This window comes from Streptomyces sp. NPDC047453 (assembly GCF_040643155.1).
Lineage (GTDB): Bacteria > Actinomycetota > Actinomycetes > Streptomycetales > Streptomycetaceae > Streptomyces.
Genome location: NZ_JBEYTS010000003.1, coordinates 30,602 through 45,731, shown reverse-complemented (window position 1 = coordinate 45,731; position 15,130 = coordinate 30,602). Strand labels below are relative to the sequence as shown.

At 72.4% G+C, this 15,130-nt stretch carries 18 protein-coding genes and 1 pseudogene; 7 read left to right on the top strand and 12 right to left on the bottom strand.

Features of this window, described 5'->3' with window-relative positions; genetic code table 11:
- Positions 1-26 precede the first annotated feature (26 nt).
- The 9 genes from ABZ818_RS04420 to ABZ818_RS04380 form a co-directional block, all read right to left on the bottom strand.
- Positions 27-374, bottom strand: coding sequence for a sodium:proton antiporter (locus tag ABZ818_RS04420; RefSeq protein WP_361410643.1), 348 nt, complete (start codon positions 372-374; stop codon positions 27-29).
- Complete coding sequence (locus ABZ818_RS04415; RefSeq protein WP_361410640.1) at positions 374-1,156, bottom strand: MnhB domain-containing protein; 783 nt, start codon at positions 1,154-1,156, stop codon at positions 374-376. The genes ABZ818_RS04420 and ABZ818_RS04415 overlap by 1 nt, the downstream gene beginning before the upstream one ends.
- The gene (locus ABZ818_RS04410; RefSeq protein ID WP_361410638.1) at positions 1,153-1,440 is read right to left on the bottom strand and encodes a DUF4040 domain-containing protein; all 288 of its coding nucleotides are present in this window, start codon (positions 1,438-1,440) and stop codon (positions 1,153-1,155) included. Before ABZ818_RS04410 ends, ABZ818_RS04415 begins: the two co-directional genes overlap by 4 nt.
- Entirely contained in the window at positions 1,437-1,733 is a 297-nt protein-coding gene (locus ABZ818_RS04405; RefSeq protein ID WP_361410635.1) for a monovalent cation/H(+) antiporter subunit G, read from the bottom strand. Before ABZ818_RS04405 ends, ABZ818_RS04410 begins: the two co-directional genes overlap by 4 nt.
- Positions 1,734-1,787: 54 nt before the next feature.
- Positions 1,788-2,081: a monovalent cation/H+ antiporter complex subunit F gene (locus ABZ818_RS04400; RefSeq protein WP_361410632.1), complete on the bottom strand. Its 294-nt coding sequence runs from the start codon at positions 2,079-2,081 to the stop codon at positions 1,788-1,790.
- On the bottom strand, positions 2,078-2,533 hold the full coding sequence (locus ABZ818_RS04395; protein ID WP_361410630.1) for a hypothetical protein: 456 nt from the start codon (positions 2,531-2,533) through the stop codon (positions 2,078-2,080). Before ABZ818_RS04395 ends, ABZ818_RS04400 begins: the two co-directional genes overlap by 4 nt.
- Before the next feature lie 294 nt (positions 2,534-2,827).
- A complete protein-coding gene (locus ABZ818_RS04390; RefSeq protein ID WP_361410627.1) occupies positions 2,828-3,151 on the bottom strand; it encodes a plasmid stabilization protein in 324 nt (107 codons plus the stop codon).
- A gap of 2 nt (positions 3,152-3,153) precedes the next feature.
- Positions 3,154-4,218: an SDR family oxidoreductase gene (locus ABZ818_RS04385; RefSeq protein ID WP_361410624.1), complete on the bottom strand. Its 1,065-nt coding sequence runs from the start codon at positions 4,216-4,218 to the stop codon at positions 3,154-3,156.
- Positions 4,208-6,049, bottom strand: coding sequence for a glycoside hydrolase family 15 protein (locus ABZ818_RS04380; RefSeq protein WP_361410622.1), 1,842 nt, complete (start codon positions 6,047-6,049; stop codon positions 4,208-4,210). Before ABZ818_RS04380 ends, ABZ818_RS04385 begins: the two co-directional genes overlap by 11 nt.
- A 201-nt stretch (positions 6,050-6,250) precedes the next feature.
- Here ABZ818_RS04380 and ABZ818_RS04375 point away from each other — a divergent pair, with 201 nt between their 5' ends.
- The 3 genes from ABZ818_RS04375 to ABZ818_RS04365 all read left to right on the top strand — a co-directional run bounded on the left by ABZ818_RS04375 (position 6,251) and on the right by ABZ818_RS04365 (position 9,159).
- Positions 6,251-6,886, top strand: a complete 636-nt coding sequence (locus ABZ818_RS04375; protein WP_361410619.1) for a helix-turn-helix domain-containing protein — start codon at positions 6,251-6,253, stop codon at positions 6,884-6,886.
- A 44-nt stretch (positions 6,887-6,930) separates the two neighbouring features.
- Positions 6,931-8,604 (top strand): FAD-binding dehydrogenase, encoded by a 1,674-nt coding sequence (locus ABZ818_RS04370; RefSeq protein ID WP_361410616.1) that lies wholly within the window; start codon positions 6,931-6,933, stop codon positions 8,602-8,604.
- A gap of 174 nt (positions 8,605-8,778) precedes the next feature.
- Positions 8,779-9,159 (top strand): hypothetical protein, encoded by a 381-nt coding sequence (locus tag ABZ818_RS04365; RefSeq protein WP_361410613.1) that lies wholly within the window; start codon positions 8,779-8,781, stop codon positions 9,157-9,159.
- A 330-nt stretch (positions 9,160-9,489) separates the two neighbouring features.
- On the opposite strand, the gene ABZ818_RS04360 is transcribed toward ABZ818_RS04365, so the two are convergent.
- On the bottom strand, positions 9,490-9,807 hold the full coding sequence (locus tag ABZ818_RS04360; RefSeq protein WP_361410610.1) for a hypothetical protein: 318 nt from the start codon (positions 9,805-9,807) through the stop codon (positions 9,490-9,492).
- Between ABZ818_RS04360 and ABZ818_RS04355 the strand changes: the two genes are divergently transcribed.
- Positions 9,797-10,324, top strand: a complete 528-nt coding sequence (locus tag ABZ818_RS04355) for an SgcJ/EcaC family oxidoreductase (RefSeq protein WP_361410607.1) — start codon at positions 9,797-9,799, stop codon at positions 10,322-10,324. The two genes, ABZ818_RS04360 and ABZ818_RS04355, sit on opposite strands and share 11 nt — an antisense overlap.
- On the top strand, positions 10,321-10,491 hold the full coding sequence (locus ABZ818_RS04350; RefSeq protein WP_361410604.1) for a hypothetical protein: 171 nt from the start codon (positions 10,321-10,323) through the stop codon (positions 10,489-10,491). Before ABZ818_RS04355 ends, ABZ818_RS04350 begins: the two co-directional genes overlap by 4 nt.
- A gap of 203 nt (positions 10,492-10,694) precedes the next feature.
- Here ABZ818_RS04350 and ABZ818_RS04345 read toward each other — a convergent pair.
- Positions 10,695-11,372 (bottom strand): annotated as a pseudogene (locus ABZ818_RS04345) (hypothetical protein); the annotation flags it as partial.
- Between the two features lie 333 nt (positions 11,373-11,705).
- On the bottom strand, positions 11,706-12,923 hold the full coding sequence (locus tag ABZ818_RS04340) for a saccharopine dehydrogenase C-terminal domain-containing protein (protein WP_361410602.1): 1,218 nt from the start codon (positions 12,921-12,923) through the stop codon (positions 11,706-11,708).
- 102 nt (positions 12,924-13,025) lie between these two features.
- Here ABZ818_RS04340 and ABZ818_RS04335 point away from each other — a divergent pair, with 102 nt between their 5' ends.
- Together ABZ818_RS04335 and ABZ818_RS04330 are read left to right on the top strand one after the other, a co-directional pair.
- Positions 13,026-13,781, top strand: coding sequence for a TetR/AcrR family transcriptional regulator (locus ABZ818_RS04335; protein WP_361410599.1), 756 nt, complete (start codon positions 13,026-13,028; stop codon positions 13,779-13,781).
- A gap of 39 nt (positions 13,782-13,820) precedes the next feature.
- Complete coding sequence (locus ABZ818_RS04330; protein ID WP_361410596.1) at positions 13,821-15,128, top strand: MFS transporter; 1,308 nt, start codon at positions 13,821-13,823, stop codon at positions 15,126-15,128.
- Positions 15,129-15,130 lie beyond the last annotated feature (2 nt).

Sequence of the window (15,130 nt, the reverse complement as noted above, 5' to 3'; positions counted from 1 at the left end):
GGGCAGGAGGTCGGCTGCGGTCATGGTCACCCTTTGAGGCCGGTGAGGGCCTGCGGGTCGACGGAGTGGTGGCGCTTGCGCAACTGGATGGTCAGCGCGAGCAGCAGCGCGGTGACGGTCGCGCCGACGACGACGTCCGTCAGCGCCAGCGCCTGGACGACCGGGTCGACGACGGGGCGCGAGCCGGGAGCGATGTCGGAGTAGACGGGGGCGGTCGCGCCGCGGCGGTAGCCGACGGCCAGGAGCAGCAGATAGGTGGAGGACTGGGCGACGGCCAGGCAGCCGATGGCGTGGATGAGGTCGCGGCTGGTGACCAGCCCGTACAGGGCGATGAGCAGAACCCATCCGGCGGCGAGGTAGGGCCAGATCCCCACTAGCGGTCTCCCTTGTCGTCGGTGTTCCCGGCGTGCGCGCCGCCGGTGTCCTGATCGGGGTCGGTGAGTTCGACGGCCTGGTCGAGGAAGTGGGCGAGCAGGGCGATCAGCCCGGAGGCGACCTCGACGCCGACCGCGGCGTTGAGCACCGGGACGGTGCCGCCGGAGGTGATCCGGTTGAACGTGCCCAGCGGCAGCACGTTCTTCAGGAACGCGCCGCCCGCGACCAGGCCGGCCAGGCCGACGAGGCTGAAGGACGCGGCGGCCAGCGAGTCCGTCACGTCCAGGACGGCCAGCGGCCGCAGCCGCTTCAGAGCGCGGTAGTCGGCGGCGACGTAGGCCAGGTGCAGGGCGGTGGCCAGTACGACGCCGCCCTGGAAGCCGCCGCCGGGGCTGAGTTGGCCGTGCGCGACGATGTAGACGCCCACGACCAGGGAGACCGGCAGCAGCAGGGTGCCGAACAGACGGGTGCTGGGCATGACGTACTCGGAGCCGGCGCGCCGGTGGCGTTCGTCGCGGGCTCGGCGCAGCAGCAGTGTGGCCCCGAGGACGGTGCCGAAGAGGATGGACTCCTCACCGAGGGTGTCGAAGGCGCGGATGTCGAAGTTCACGGACGAGACGACGTTGGCCGTGTGGCGGGCGAGCGACGCCGCCACCGCCCTGTCGCCGTAGGGGTGGTGGGCCGACCCGAACGGCGGGAGCCGGGTGCAGGCGGCGGCGAAGAGGGCGGCGATCACCGCGGCGGCGACCAGGAACATGACCAGCCGGGCGCGCGCCGTCATTCCTGGTCCTCGCCGTCGCCGTCGTTGGCGCGGTCGCCGGCGGCGCTGGGCCGGCGGGTGACCTTGCGGACGGTGAGGAGGATCAGCAGCGGGGTCAGCGCGGTGCCGACGGCCAGCTGGGACAGGGCCACGTCGGGTGCCTGAAGCACCGCGAACAGCACCGCCAGGCCCAGGCCCAGCGCGGACAGGACGACGGCCTGGCGGGCCGGGTCCCGGGTGAGGACCGCCGCGGTCGCGGCGAGGACGACGAACGCGAGGGCGGCGCCGATCAGCCACTCGTTCACGTGCCCTCCCCCTCCTCGGCCTGCTGGGAGGCGCGGCCGACGGCGATGGTGGTGACCGTCCCTCCGACGGCGAAGACCAGACCGATGAACAGCGTCTTGACCGCGGCCCGGCCCACCCCCTGGTCGACGGCCACGGCCAGGGCGATCAGCGGGATCCCTGCGCAGGAGGGCGGGGCCAGGGCGTGCAGGCGCATCAGCGTTCCGCGCAGCCGCAGCACCGCGACGGCGGAGAGCAGCATGCATCCCACCCCGGCCCACAGCAGTACGAGCACGGTCAGATGGCGCGGCGTCATCGGCACTCCCTGGCGCGCCTCCGTCCGTGTGCCGGCCGGCTGGGCGCGGTGTCGTCACGTCTCGGTGCTGGAATGGTGTGTCGGGTGTGTCTCGTGGCGGCGGCCCGCCACGAAGCGGGTGAAGACGAGGGTGCCGGCGGGGGCCAGGACGGCGAGCATCAGCGCGAGGTCCTGGTAGGCGGGCCGGCCGTAACCCTGGGGCAGGAGGAGGAACACCGCGCCGACCGCGGCCGGCAGCGACGCGGCCCCGGCGAGACGGCGCACCGCGGTGCCGCGGGCCACCACCCACAGGTACGCGGGCATCGGGACGGCCAGCAGGACCAGCGCTGCCGCCGTCCAGGCGTTCACCGCTTCCCGCCCGTCCGGGCCACCGCCGCCTCGACCGGTCCCGCGTCCGGACGCAGGGCGTGCACCAGCACCACGTCGTCGCGCGGGATGCCGATCACGCAGGTGTCCGGTGACGCGGCGATCAGCGTGCCGGCCCACGCGGCATGGGCCCCCGGCCGCAGCGTCACGCGCCGCACGGTCGCGTCCCTGGGACGCGTGGCCACGGAGGACACCAGGACGGCCAGGCCGCGTGCGACCGCGTACGGCAGTGAGACGGCGGCGCGGGCCGCGTGGCGGGCCCACGTGACGTGCACACCGGCGGCCCGCCGCATCCGCCGCGCCGCGAACGCCCCGCCCAGTGCGGCCAGGCCGGCCACCGTCAGTTCGACGGGCGACACGGAACTGATCGACACCACCGTCAAGCCGGTCAGCACCCCGCACCACACCGTGATCTCAACCGTCGCAGCCCACATCGGACCTCCTCGCGCCCAGGCCATTGTTCGACCGCAAGCGGCCCGGAGACGCCGCAGCCACCGGTGGCGTGTCCCGGGCGTCACCCGTACGGCTCAGCGTCGCCGCGCGGCCCGGAGTCAGTCGGGCGGCTCGGGCGGGCGCGGCCGACCGGGCTCGGGCGGTGCGGGCTCCGTGCCGGGCTCCGCCGGACGGGGCGGTGCGGGCGGCTCGGGCGGCGGAACCGGTGTGCCGGGCGGCGCCGGCGGGTCATGGGGAACGGGCGGATCGGCCACGGAGACCATGATCGCGGGCTCCTAGCGTCCGAGGGCGTCTTCGAGCTGCGCCTTGTTCATCTTCGAGCGGCCCTGGATGCCGCGCTGCCTGGCCTCGTTGTACAGCTGGTCGTAGGTGGGGCCCTGGGCGCCGCTGTGGGAGCGCTGCCCGCCGCGGCGGGAGGAGGACATGTCCTCGACCGAGGTGCGGCTGGCGGTCTTCGACTCCCCGTGCCGGGCGCGTTCCTTGTTCACGGTCCGCGCGGCGATCTCCTCGGCGCGCTCCTCCTTCTCACCGCGTTCCCGTGCGCTTTCCTTGATGTGTTCGTACTGCCGTTCCCGCTTGGGGCTCGATCCGCGGGGCATGGTCACACACTCCTGTCCTGTGCTCGGGGGGCTCGGGTGCCCCGCATCCGGGCCGCGAACCCGGCGCCGACGCGGGGCACGGCCGATGTCGCGCGGCGCGCACCGTCCGCGACGGCGCCGACGGCGTGCGCGGCCCGCTGCTGGACGCTGCGGGCCCGGGCCTGTCCGTCGAACCTGCCGTGCGCTCCGAAGTCCCGTTGCGCGTCCGCAGGTTCGAACAGGTTGTCCGGCTCCCCGGCCTGCCTCGGGTGACCGTCCTGCTGGGAGGCGAAGCCGGTGCGGGCCAGGTAGCGGTCCAGCAACCCCGGTACGACCGCGTTCGCCACCAGGGTGGCGACGGTGCTGCCGCCGACCCAGTACTCGCGCCTGCCCGGGTGGTCGGCGGCGTACAGCACGGCGCGCGCGGCGACCTCGGGCTGGTAGATCGGCGGCACCGGCTGCGCCCGTTCGGGCAGACATGAGCGGACCCAGTCGAACTGCGGGGTGTTCACCGCCGGCATCTGCACCATGGTCGCGCGCACTCGGGTGCCGGAGGCGAGCAGTTCGCAGCGCAGTGCCTCGTGCCAGCCCTGGAGGGCGTGCTTGGCGCCGCTGTAGGCGCTTTGCAGCGGGATGCCGCGGTAGGCGATCGCCGAGCCGACCTGCACGACGACACCCCGGTCCCGGGGCAGCATCCGGCGCAGCGCGGCGCCGGTGGCGTAGACGTAGCCGAGGTAGGTGACCTCGGTGACGCGCCGGAACTCCTCGGGGGCGATCTGGGTGAAGGGCGCGAAGACCGAGGCGAACGCGTCGTTGACCCATACGTCGATCGGACCGAGCTGCTCCTCGGCCCGCTGGGCCGCGGTCTCCACCGCCTGCGGATCGGCCGTGTCCGCCTCGATGGCGACCACCTTCGCGGCGCCCGCCCGCTCGGCCTCGCGCACCGCGCCGTCGAGGCCTGCCCGGCCGCGGGCGATCAGCGCCAGCCGGTCTCCACGGGCGGCGAACGCGACCGAGACCGCGCGGCCGATCCCGCCGCTCGCTCCGGTCACCACCACGGTGCGGCACCGGGGTTCGTCAGGTGTCATACGGCTTCGGTTCTCCCCGATGCGCGGGGGCAAACGAGGGCGCGGGGAGGCGGCTGCGGTGGCGGACGGTTAAGCCCGCGCCGGCCAGCGTGGTGGCGGCCTCCAGGAGCAGGGCGTGGACGAATGCCTGGGGCAGATTGCCGCGCAGCTGGCGCTGGGCGACGTCGAACTCCTCCGCGTACAGGCCGGCGGGGCCGCAGGCGGCACGGTTGCGTTCGAACCAGCGCACGGCCTCCACCGTGTCGCCCTGCTGGTGCTCGGCGAGGGCCATGACGAACCCGCAGAGCAGGAAGGCCCCTTCGGCGTCCTGGAGCGGTCGCTGGTCGTGACGGAAACGGTAGGCGTAGTGGTCCTGGACGAGGTCGGCGCGGACCGCGCGCAGGGTGGCGGTCGTGCGGGGGGCGCCGGCGGGCAGGGCGCCGCGGATGGCGGGCAGCAGGAGCGCCGTGTCGACGCGGGGGTCCGTCGGCGCGCGTTGCCAGCGGCCGGACGGGTGCAGGCTGTCGGCGGCGGTGTCGGCGACGATCCGGTCCGCGAGCGCCGCCCACCGCGCTGCCGCCCCGGCGCTGCCGGCGGGAGCCGCCGCCGCGACGGCACGCAGCCCGGCCGCGCAGATCAGCCGGCTGTGCGCCCAGCGGTCCGTGTGCAGTTCCCAGATCCCGGCATCCCCGTCCCGGTGGCGGGCCTCGATGGCCTCGGCGGCGACGAGGGCGGCGTGCCAGGCCTCGGCGCCGATACGGTCCTGGCGCGCGCCGGCCGCGATCAGCAGCAGGCTCTCGCCGAGCGCGTCCAGCTGGAACTGGCGGTTGACGTGATTGCCGACGACGTCGTAGCCGCCCGGATAGCCGGGCAGATCGAGGGTGCGCTGGTCGGGCACCGGCCCACCGGTCGCGGTGTAGGCGGGCGCGAGGCAGGGGCCGTGTTCGATCAGGCGCTCGGTGACGAACCGCACCGAGTCGTCCAGCAGTGCGTACGGGCCGGTCGCCGCGAGGGCCTGGCCGATGTAGGCCTGGTCGCGGATCCACACGTACCGGTAGTCGTAGTTGCGGCCCTGCTCGGCCCGCTCGGGCAGGCTGGTCGTCGCGGCGGCCACGGTACCGCCGTGCGAGCCCGTCATACCGCGCAGCACCGCGTACGCGTGCCGGGCGTCACGCGGGCCCAGCGCGCCACGCAGGCCGGGCACGCGTGCGGCCCATCCGGCCTCGGTGGCCCGCCACAGCCGGTCCACCGGCTCCGGTCCGGGAAGCGGCCGGTCCGAGACCTCCAGGACCAGGTCGTGGTGGGTGCCGGCGGCCAGGCGCAGCACCGCGTCCAGCCCCGGGTGGTCCGTTCCCGCCGGTTCGGCGCCGGGCGCGCCGCCGAACCGGACGTACAACTCGCCGGCCCGGCCCGTCCACCGGCCGTCCTCGTCCCGGCGCACCTCGCGCAGCGGACGCCGGCCGAACCCCGCCGCCGGGTACAGCCGTACGTCGACCCGGGCGCCGCCGTCGACGGCCATGACCCGGCGCAGCACCGTGACCCGGTGCGGATCGCCGGGGAGGGCGAGGGCCTCGCGGCACTCGACGATGCCGCCGGTCGTGATCCAGCGACTGCGCCAGACCAGGCCTTCCCGCTCGTAGTAGCCGCCGTGCACGAACGGCTCGGTGGGGGTGACGGTGTACCAGCCGGGGCCGCCGATCAGGGCGGCGAAGACGGCCTCGCTGTCCCAGGCGGGTGCGCACATCCACACGATGTCGCCGCGCGGCCCCACCAGGGCGCCGCGCTCGCCGTCCGCGAGCAGGGCGTAGTCGCGCAGCGTGTGCGGGGCGGGGGCCTCGCCGGACGAGTTCACGGTCCACTCCTTCCCGGTCCCGGCGCGCCCGCGGTACCCGGTCGGCCGCCGTGACGTGAACACGGCTCATGGGCCCGACTGACCGCGGGCGCTGAGGTGAAACCCCGCACCCTCCCGGCGCAGGTGGCGGCCGGTGCCTCCGCGCCCCCTTTCGATACATCGGTGTATCGGATACATTCGCGTATCGAACGGAGGTCCGGCATGGCGGTCGAGGGCACGGAAAGGCGCGTCACCAGGCGCCGGCAGCGGACGCGGGCCAACCTGCTCGACGCCGCCTTCACGGTGTTCGCCGCCAAGGGCTTCGGCCGGGTGTCGATCGAGGAGGTCTGTGAGGCCGCCGGCTACAGCAGGGGCGCCTTCTACTCCAACTTCGACACCCTCGACGAGCTGTTCTTCGCCCTGTACCGGGAACGGGCCGAGCTGATCGCCGACCAGGTGACCGGGGCGCTCGCCCTCGACGGCCCGGACCTCGACGTGCCCGCCGCCGTCGACCGGGTCACCGACGTGCTGCTGCTGGACCTGGACTGGCTCCTGGTCAAGACGGACTTCCTGGTGCACGCCGCCCGCGACGCGGCCGTGGCGCGGACGTTGCTGGAGCACCGCGCGCGGCTGCGCCGGGCCGTCGCCGACCGACTCGCCCGCGCCCGCACCCCGCTGCCCGCCGTCCTGGGGGACGCCGTCGGCGCCGCCCACGCGGTCGTCGCCGCGTACGACGGAGTCACCACCCGGCTGCTGCTGGACAAGGACGTCGAGGGCGCCCGCGCCTGGCTCGGACAGCTGCTCACCGCGCTGCTGACGGATGGTGGCGGCACCGCACGCGCATCACAAGAAGACTGAGCAAAACCAAGGAAACCGAGGAACCGAGGAAGGGGACGGTCGCCATGGACGCCGACGTCATCGTGGTCGGGGCGGGCCTCGCGGGCCTGGTCGCGGCGCACGAACTGACCAGCCGGGGCCGCAGGGTCGCCCTCGTCGACCAGGAGAACGCCGCCGACCTCGGCGGGCAGGCGTACTGGTCCTTCGGCGGACTGTTCCTCGTCGACACCCCGCAGCAGCGCAGGCTCGGCGTCAAGGACTCCTTCGAGCTGGCCTGGAACGACTGGCAGGGCAGCGCGCGCTTCGACCGGCTGGACGACGAGGACTCCTGGGCGGTGCGCTGGGCGCGCGCCTACGTCGAGTTCGCGGCGTGGGAGAAGCAGTCCTGGCTGGAAGGACACGGCATCACGCTGCTGCCCACGGTCGGCTGGGCAGAGCGCGGCGATCTGCGCGCCGACGGCCACGGCAACTCCGTACCCCGCTTCCACATCGCCTGGGGCACCGGCACGGGCGTCGTGGAACCCTTCGCCGCGTACGCCCTCCAGGCCGCGCGCGACGGCCTGCTCACCTTCCACCACCGTCACCGGGTCGATGAACTCGTCGTCCAGGACGGCGCGGCACGCGGAGTGCGGGGCACTGTCCTCGCCGAGGACGACTCGCCCCGCGGTGTCGCCTCCAACCGCGAGGAGACCGGCGCGTTCGAACTCACCGCGCAGGCCGTGGTCCTCACCACCGGCGGCATCGGCGCCGGCCACGACCTCGTCCGCCGTTACTGGCCCGAGCGCCTCGGCACCCCGCCGTCGCGGATGGTCACCGGCGTCCCGGCGTACGTCGACGGCCGGATGCTGGACATCAGCGCCGAAGCCGGCGTACGGCTCGTCAACCGCGACCGCATGTGGCACTACACCGAGGGCCTGCGGAACTGGAACCCGATCTGGCCCGGCCACGGCATCCGCATCCTGCCCGGCCCGTCCTCGGTGTGGCTGGACGCCCTCGGCCGCCGGCTGCCCGACCCCTGCCTGCCCGGCTACGACACGCTCGGCACCCTCAAGCACCTCCGCACCACCGAGGACATCGCCGGGTACGACCACTCCTGGTTCGTGCTGACCCGCAGGATCGTCGAGAAGGAGTTCGCCCTGTCGGGCTCCGAGCAGAACCCCGACATCACGGCCAAGGACCGCAAGGCGGTGCTGCGCGACCGGTTGCTCGGCAAGGGAGCACCCGGACCCGTACGGGACTTCCTGCGGCACGGCGAGGACTTCCTGATCGCCGACACGCTGGAGCAACTGGTCGAGAAGATGAACCAGTCGACCGACAAGCCCCTCCTCGACGCCGCCGAGGTGCGCCGTCTGATCGAGGCCCGCGACCTCCAGATCGCCAACCCCTACAGCAAGGACACCCAGATCCAGGGCATCCACAACGCCCGCCGCTACATCGGCGACCGCCTCGGCCGGGTGGCAGCCCCGCACCGCGTTCTGGACCCGGCGGCCGGCCCGCTGATCGCGGTCAAGCTGCACATCCTCACCCGCAAGACGCTCGGCGGCATCCAGACCGACCTGGACTCGCGCGCCCTCGGCACCGACGGGCAGGTGATCGACGGCCTCTACGCGGCCGGCGAGGTCGCCGGCTTCGGCGGCGGCGGCGTCCACGGCTACAACGCCCTGGAGGGCACCTTCCTCGGCGGATGTCTGTTCTCCGGGCGCGCGGCCGGACGGGCCGCCGCACGGCAGACCGCCTGAGCGGGACCCGCCCGCCATCTCGTCGAGTGGTCCAACGGCCGACCGCGCACGATCGGCCGCCAACCGAAACGCGGTGGCCTCGCCGCTGCGCCGACGGACGACTACCGTGTCGCGGGCCGATACACCACCACTCAAGTAACCGGGGGAGCAGCCTTGCTAAGGAAAGTCAGCGCGATGGTGGCCGCAGTCGCGGCGGCAGCCGTGCCGGTTCTCGCGGGGGCGCCAGCCGCCACCGCCGCCACGACCACCTACCCCACCACCCTGTTCAGCGTCCAATCAGTCGACAGCTGGTACGCCGGCCGAATCACCTGGTACAACCGGTCGGTCAGCCTCAACGGACGGCTCAATACCTACGGGTGTAAGCGTGCGTACGGTATCGCGTGGGCAGGCACCACCCCGCTGGACGAACGGAGCACCAGCACCCAGTGCAACAACTACACGGATCAGGACATCTCCCTTCGCGCGGACGTCCCCGGCGGAGCCGACCATGTCCGGATCAACCTGACCGACGCCAACGGGAAGGTTCTCGCCTACAGGTACTACTACCGCCCGTGAGGTGAGCAGGATCGGTTGGTCTGTGGCCAATGTTCGGCCACACACCACTCACCAGTCAGGCGCACTCGACCGGTCGAGGCCGATGGCTTCGTGTTGCCGCTGGTCAGGCGCTGTCGGACTGCACTGTAAGGGCCGGTTGGTGGGCCCCTGGTCCGTGGTCCCGTGGTTGATGCCGACGCCCTGCAACCCGATCCGAGCGGTACGAGGCAGGCTCAGCAACCCGGTTGGCAAAGCCTCAGTGGCTACTCGGCTGCCTGATCCGGTATCTGGCCGCGCCTCAGGAGGGCGCGGCCAGCGGCAGAGTTGTCCCCTAACTCACGAGGCTGAGGGTCATGCTGCGTCAGCGTCGGTGCCGATGGCATCGGCCGAGCGAAGTGAACGCCCGAGGTCCCCGGTGAGGATGCGGGGGTGTCGCCGCCACCACCACAGGTCGGGGCCAGGCAACCGGTGGAACCGGTCCAGTGCTTGGCCGTCGTCGTCGATGGTCGCGGCCTTGTACCGGTCGTCCAGAGCTTTGATCTGCGGGGTCCAGAGCTGGACGATGTGTTCGTCCAGCAGGAGCCACGCCTCGTGCAGCCAGTTTCGGCAGTAGAGGTCGTTGGTGTACTCGTAGATGTCGTCGCCGTAGCCGCGCTCGATGACGCTCACCAGAGCGGCCCACGCGTTCACCCTTTCAGCGACCGCGGATGCCGTCCGCCAGCCGCGCTGGTGCAACAGCTCTCCCACCTCGGTTTCAGTAGCCACGGGCGCGAGGCTCTCACACCGAATCCGCGGCGACGGCACCGCCTACGGCGAGCAGTTCAGCGCGGATGCCACCGACGTCACCTATGCCGGCACCGTCTACCACGGCGGCCCCGAGATCGGCCGCGCCCACCAGGCCCTGTTCGACAGCTTCCTGAAGGGCACCGAGCTGACCATCGAGGTCATCGACCTGCGCTTCCACGGGCAGGACACCGCCGTCGTCGTCGCCCGCGGTGAGGTACACAAGGGCCGACCGAAGCGCCTGGGCAAGCCGGCCACCTACATGGTGGCCCGCGAAGCGGACGACCGCTGGCGCATCGCCGCCGTCCAGAAGACCCAGCGCAAGCGCCTTCTGGAGGCGCTCTCGTTCCGCTTCCAGCCTGCCACCCGGCCGGCCGCTCACACCGATTGCGCGGCGAGTTGATCGCCATCAAGCAAGCCGAGCTGACTCCGGCCGGCCGACTCCACCGGTACAGCTGGGAGCACCTGGAGGACGAGCACGGCTTCCTGACAGACCAAGTGATCGACCCTGAAGAGGACCTGCTGGAGACCATCCCGGCCGAGGAGTTCCGGCGGGTGTGGACTCGGTGAGCGGGCTGGACAACCACTTTAGGGGAGAGGCTGGGGCGTAGCAGAGGTGACCTGCGGCTTTGTTGGCCGAGCTGGCAGGTACGGATGTACCTGCCAGCGGCCCGTGTTGACCGTGGCGGACCCTTGCATCTGGCGCGGCATCCCCTGCGGGAAAGACCACAGGCGACAGCTCGGTTCGCGGAGCAAGGCCTGAACAGCCAGCGTTCGATCTCGTCGATGCCTATGCGGCGGCCGAGCCGCATGCTCTCCTCGTGGGCCCAGCGGTCCAGGAGTGCGCAGTACCGGACGTAGGTGCTGGTGGGCCATTCGTTCTCACCGAGCGAGTCCCACCTGCAGGTATCCCTGAGTGTGGCGGCCACCTGGGAGTCGAGGATCGCGCATGGATGATCGAGAGCGCCGCTGCCGGCGAAATACAGGACCTTGGTTGAGAACGCCGGACCCAGATACGCGATGGCGTTGCAGTCTCTTGGGCGCAGAGCTTCGTACGCCTGCGCCGGATCCTCTCGGGCGGCCTTTAGAGCCTGGCACAGAGCCGCCATGGCTGAGGACGGGTCATCCGCCACAGCTCGCATGCGCTAGCGATTGAGGCGGAGTTTTATGCCGCTGCCCCAAGCGAGGACACGCCACAGAAATCGAAGCAGCTCCTCGTCGGAGCCCGCATCAAGGTTGGCAGCATCCGTGAACAAGTCGCCGCGACTGAACTGCGTGACATCTGGTCCGGCCACGGGCGCACCAGGCAGGTGAGCGGCAGCTATCTCGGTGTTCCACCAGGCGGTGGCTATGGGGATGGTGTGTCCGTCGATCCGCTCCGACCGCTGCTTGGCAAGAGCCTCACGGCACGCGCGCGGCAACCGCAGGCGAGACAAGTCGGTGGGCGCCATGACCCCATCCTGCCCTGCGCGAAGGAGGAGGGATGGCAACTCCGGTGCTCATGCCTGCCGACCTTACGAACGAAGACCCTCAACTCACGCTGCAGCACAGTGCTCGACGGCCTCGGCAACCAACACGGCTCCGGAAGCCATCGCTGCGGCGAGCCCTTCGGCGAACCCGATCAACTGAGACGACCCCAGGCGTCCGCTCTCCCCGGAACGGATCACCTGAGATTTCTGCCGGCCCTGCGTCTCACTTGATCTGGCCGCTCCAGGACGGAGCCGGTCCCGCGAACCAGATTCGATGCGGCGGGACCCGGCATGACCTGAACGGGCCGGACCCGGTCACTGCTCGCGCATGCCCCACGGGGAGCCGTACTCCGTCAGCAGGTCCAGGAAGGGGCGGGCCGGGAACGCCTCGGGGCCCAGGACACCCGCTCCGGACCAGGCGCCGCCGGCCAGCAGTTCCAGGGCGACCACGGGATTGACCGCCGTCTGCCACACCACGGCCTGGCACCCGTACTCGGCCATGGACCACTCGTTGTCGACCACGTGGTACAGGTACACCTCGCGCGGCGCGCCGTCCCGGGTGCCGCGCACCCAGGTGCCCGCGCAGGTCTTGCCGCGCATCCGCTCGCCCAGGGTCGCCGGGTCGGGCAGGCAGGCGGCGACGACGTCCCGGGGCGAGACGGCGACCGGCCCGTCCGGGCCCGGCACGGTGACCGGGTCGGTGCGGTCCAGACCCAGCAGGTGCAGCGTCTTGAGGGTGTCGATGAACTCGCGGCCCAGACCGTACTTGAAGGTCACCCGCCGCGCGTCCACCCAGCGCGGGACCAGCAGCACCTCCTCGTGCTCCACGTTCACGCACTCGACCTCGCCGATGCCCTCGGGGAAGTCGAACACCTCCGGCTCGCTGAACGGCTCGGTGGTGAACCAGCCGCGCCCGGCCTCGTACACCACCGGCGGGTTCAGGCACTCCTCGATGGTGGTCCAGATGCTGAAGGACGGCGCGAAGTCGTAGCCGTCGACGGTCAGGTTCGCGCCGTCGCGGACGCCGATCTCCTCGATCTCGTCGAAGAGTTCGTCTGCGGCGTACCGCGCGAACACGTCGGACAGGCCCGGCTCCACCCCCATGCCGACCAGCGCGAGCGCGCCGGCCTTCTCCCAGTCCTCCGCCAGCGCGAACTGCTCGTCGCCCAGCCTGACCCCGCACTCCTCGTACGGCCGCTCCGGGTGCGGCCGGGACAGGGACATCGCCATGTCGAGGTAGCCGGCGCCGGCCGTGCGGGCCGCGCGGAACAGCGGCATCACGAAGCGCGGGTCGGTCGCGTTCAGCAGCACGTCGCAGTGGTGCCGGGCGAGCAGGTCCGCCACCGCCGCCTCGTCGCTCGCGTCGACGCGCTCGGCGACGAACCGGCCGTCGTCGCCGACGGCCGCCACGGCGGACTCGGCCCGCCCGCGGTCGTAGTCCGCGACGACCATCGACTCGAGGAACGAACGACGGGCCGCGATCCGGGTGATGGCGGTACCCACACCACCGGCTCCCACGAGCAGTACACGCATGACCAGAACTCCCTCTCGGTCTCTGTCCTGACCGTCGATACAACGCCGCGCACCACGTAAGGTCAATGGTGTTGGCATAAGCGTGCAACCGAGGAGGCCGGGATGCCCAAACCGGTGGTGACCGAGGACAAGCGACGGCGGCGCCGCCCCACCCGGAGCGGCACCGTACTGTCCGAGACACTGATCGTCGACACCGCCCTGCGCCTGCTGCGGGAGCACGGCAGCGCGGGACTGACCGCCCGCCGCCTCGGCCTGGCGCTCGACTGCGACCCGAGCACCCTCTACCGCTACTTCCGCGGCATGGACGACCTCACCCTGGCGATCGGCGACGCGCTGATCGGCCGGGCGCTGGCCGGCTGGGAGCCGAGCGGGCGGTGGCGGGCCGACCTGCGCGAGATGGGCCTGCGCATCCACTCCGCGTACGTCGCGCATCCGCAGGCCGCCGTGGTGACCGCCAACCGCGTCTCCGGCCGCGCCAACGAACTGGCCGCAGACGAGGCCGTCCTGGGCGTGCTGCGCCGGGCCGGCTTCCCACTGCCCCACACGGTGCGGATCTACCACGCCTTCGTCGACCAGACCCTCGCCTTCGCCGCGCTCGACGCCGCCTCCCTGGCCCTGCCGAGCGCCGCCCTGCGCGCCGACGAGGAGATGTGGCACTCGACCTACGCCCGGCTGCCCGCCACCACGCATCCGCGCATCGCCGAGGCGGCGCCCCTGCTCGCCACCCGCATGGTCACCAGCGCCTACCCGACCGCCCTGGACATGCTGCTCGACAGCGCGGCGGCCCAACTGGAGCGCGTACGCGGCAGCTTTCCGGATCGGGGCGGTCCCCAGGCCCGGCCGGTGCTGCGACACTGAACACCGCACCGATAGATGTAACGAGCAACCAGGAAGCCCGTGGACACCAGCGAGAGCGCCGACAGCAGCACCGCACCGCACGGCGACGCCCGCGACCCGTCCAGAGCCGGCCGGCGCGGCTGGCGCCGCTGGGCCATGGACACCCGGCCGCTGCGCCGCCCCGCCTTCCGCCGGCTGTGGTCCTCGACCATCGTCACCGCGGTCGGCAGCCAGCTCACCGCCGTCGCCGTGCCCAAGCAGATCTACGACATCACCGGCTCCTCGGCCTGGGTCGGCTACGCCAGCCTCGCCGGCCTGGTCCCGATGGTGGTGTTCGCCCTGTGGGGCGGCGCGGTCGCCGACACGATGGACCGCCGCAAACTGCTGCTGATCACCAACAGCGGTATCGCGGTCACCTCGGTGCTGTTCTGGTTGCAGGCCGCGGCCCGGTTCGACTCGGTCGTGGTGCTGATGGTGCTGCTCGCCGTGCAGCAGGCCTTCTTCGGGCTGAACTCCCCGGCCCGCAACGCCTCCATCGCCCGACTCGTCCCGGCCGAGGAACTGCCCGCCGCCAACGCCCTGGGATCGACCGTCATGCAGACCGGTCTGGTGGCCGGACCGCTGCTGGCCGGCGCGCTCATCCCCGTCATCGGGCTGCCCGAGCTGTACCTCATCGACGCCGTGGCCCTGTGCGTCACCGTGTGGGCGGTGCTGCGCCTGCCCGCACTGCCGCCCCTGGCCGGATCCGCCGCGCGCCGCGCGGGGGTGCGGGAGATAGCCGACGGGTTCCGCTACATCTCCGGGCACAAGGTGCTGCTGCTGTCGTTCCTCGCCGACATCATCGCCATGGTCTTCGGGATGCCCCGCGCCCTGTTCCCGCAGCTCGCCGCCGAGACGTACGCCTCCTACGACGAAGGACTCGCGCTCGGCCTGCTGTTCGCGGCCATCCCGGTCGGCGCGGTGGTCGGCGGGCTGTTCTCCGGCACCTTCTCCCGGGCGCGCCGGCACGGCTGGATGGTGATCGGCGCGGTCACCGCCTGGGGAGCGGCCGTCACCGGGTTCGGACTGAGCCGCAGCCTGTGGTTCGCGGTGGTGTTCCTGGCGGCCGCCGGGGTCGCCGACATGGTCTCCATGGTGTTCCGCGGCGCCATCCTGCTGTCCGCCGCCACCGACGAGATGCGCGGCCGTATGCAGGGCGTCTTCACCGTCGTCGTCGCGGGCGGTCCGCGCCTGGCGGACGTCCTGCACGGTACGGCCGGCTCGGCGTTCGGCCCGCGCGCGGCGGTGGCGGGCGGCGGCCTGCTGGTGGTCGCCCTGACGCTGGGCCTGGCGGCGGCCGTCCCGGCGCTGCGCCGCTACCGGATCTGACC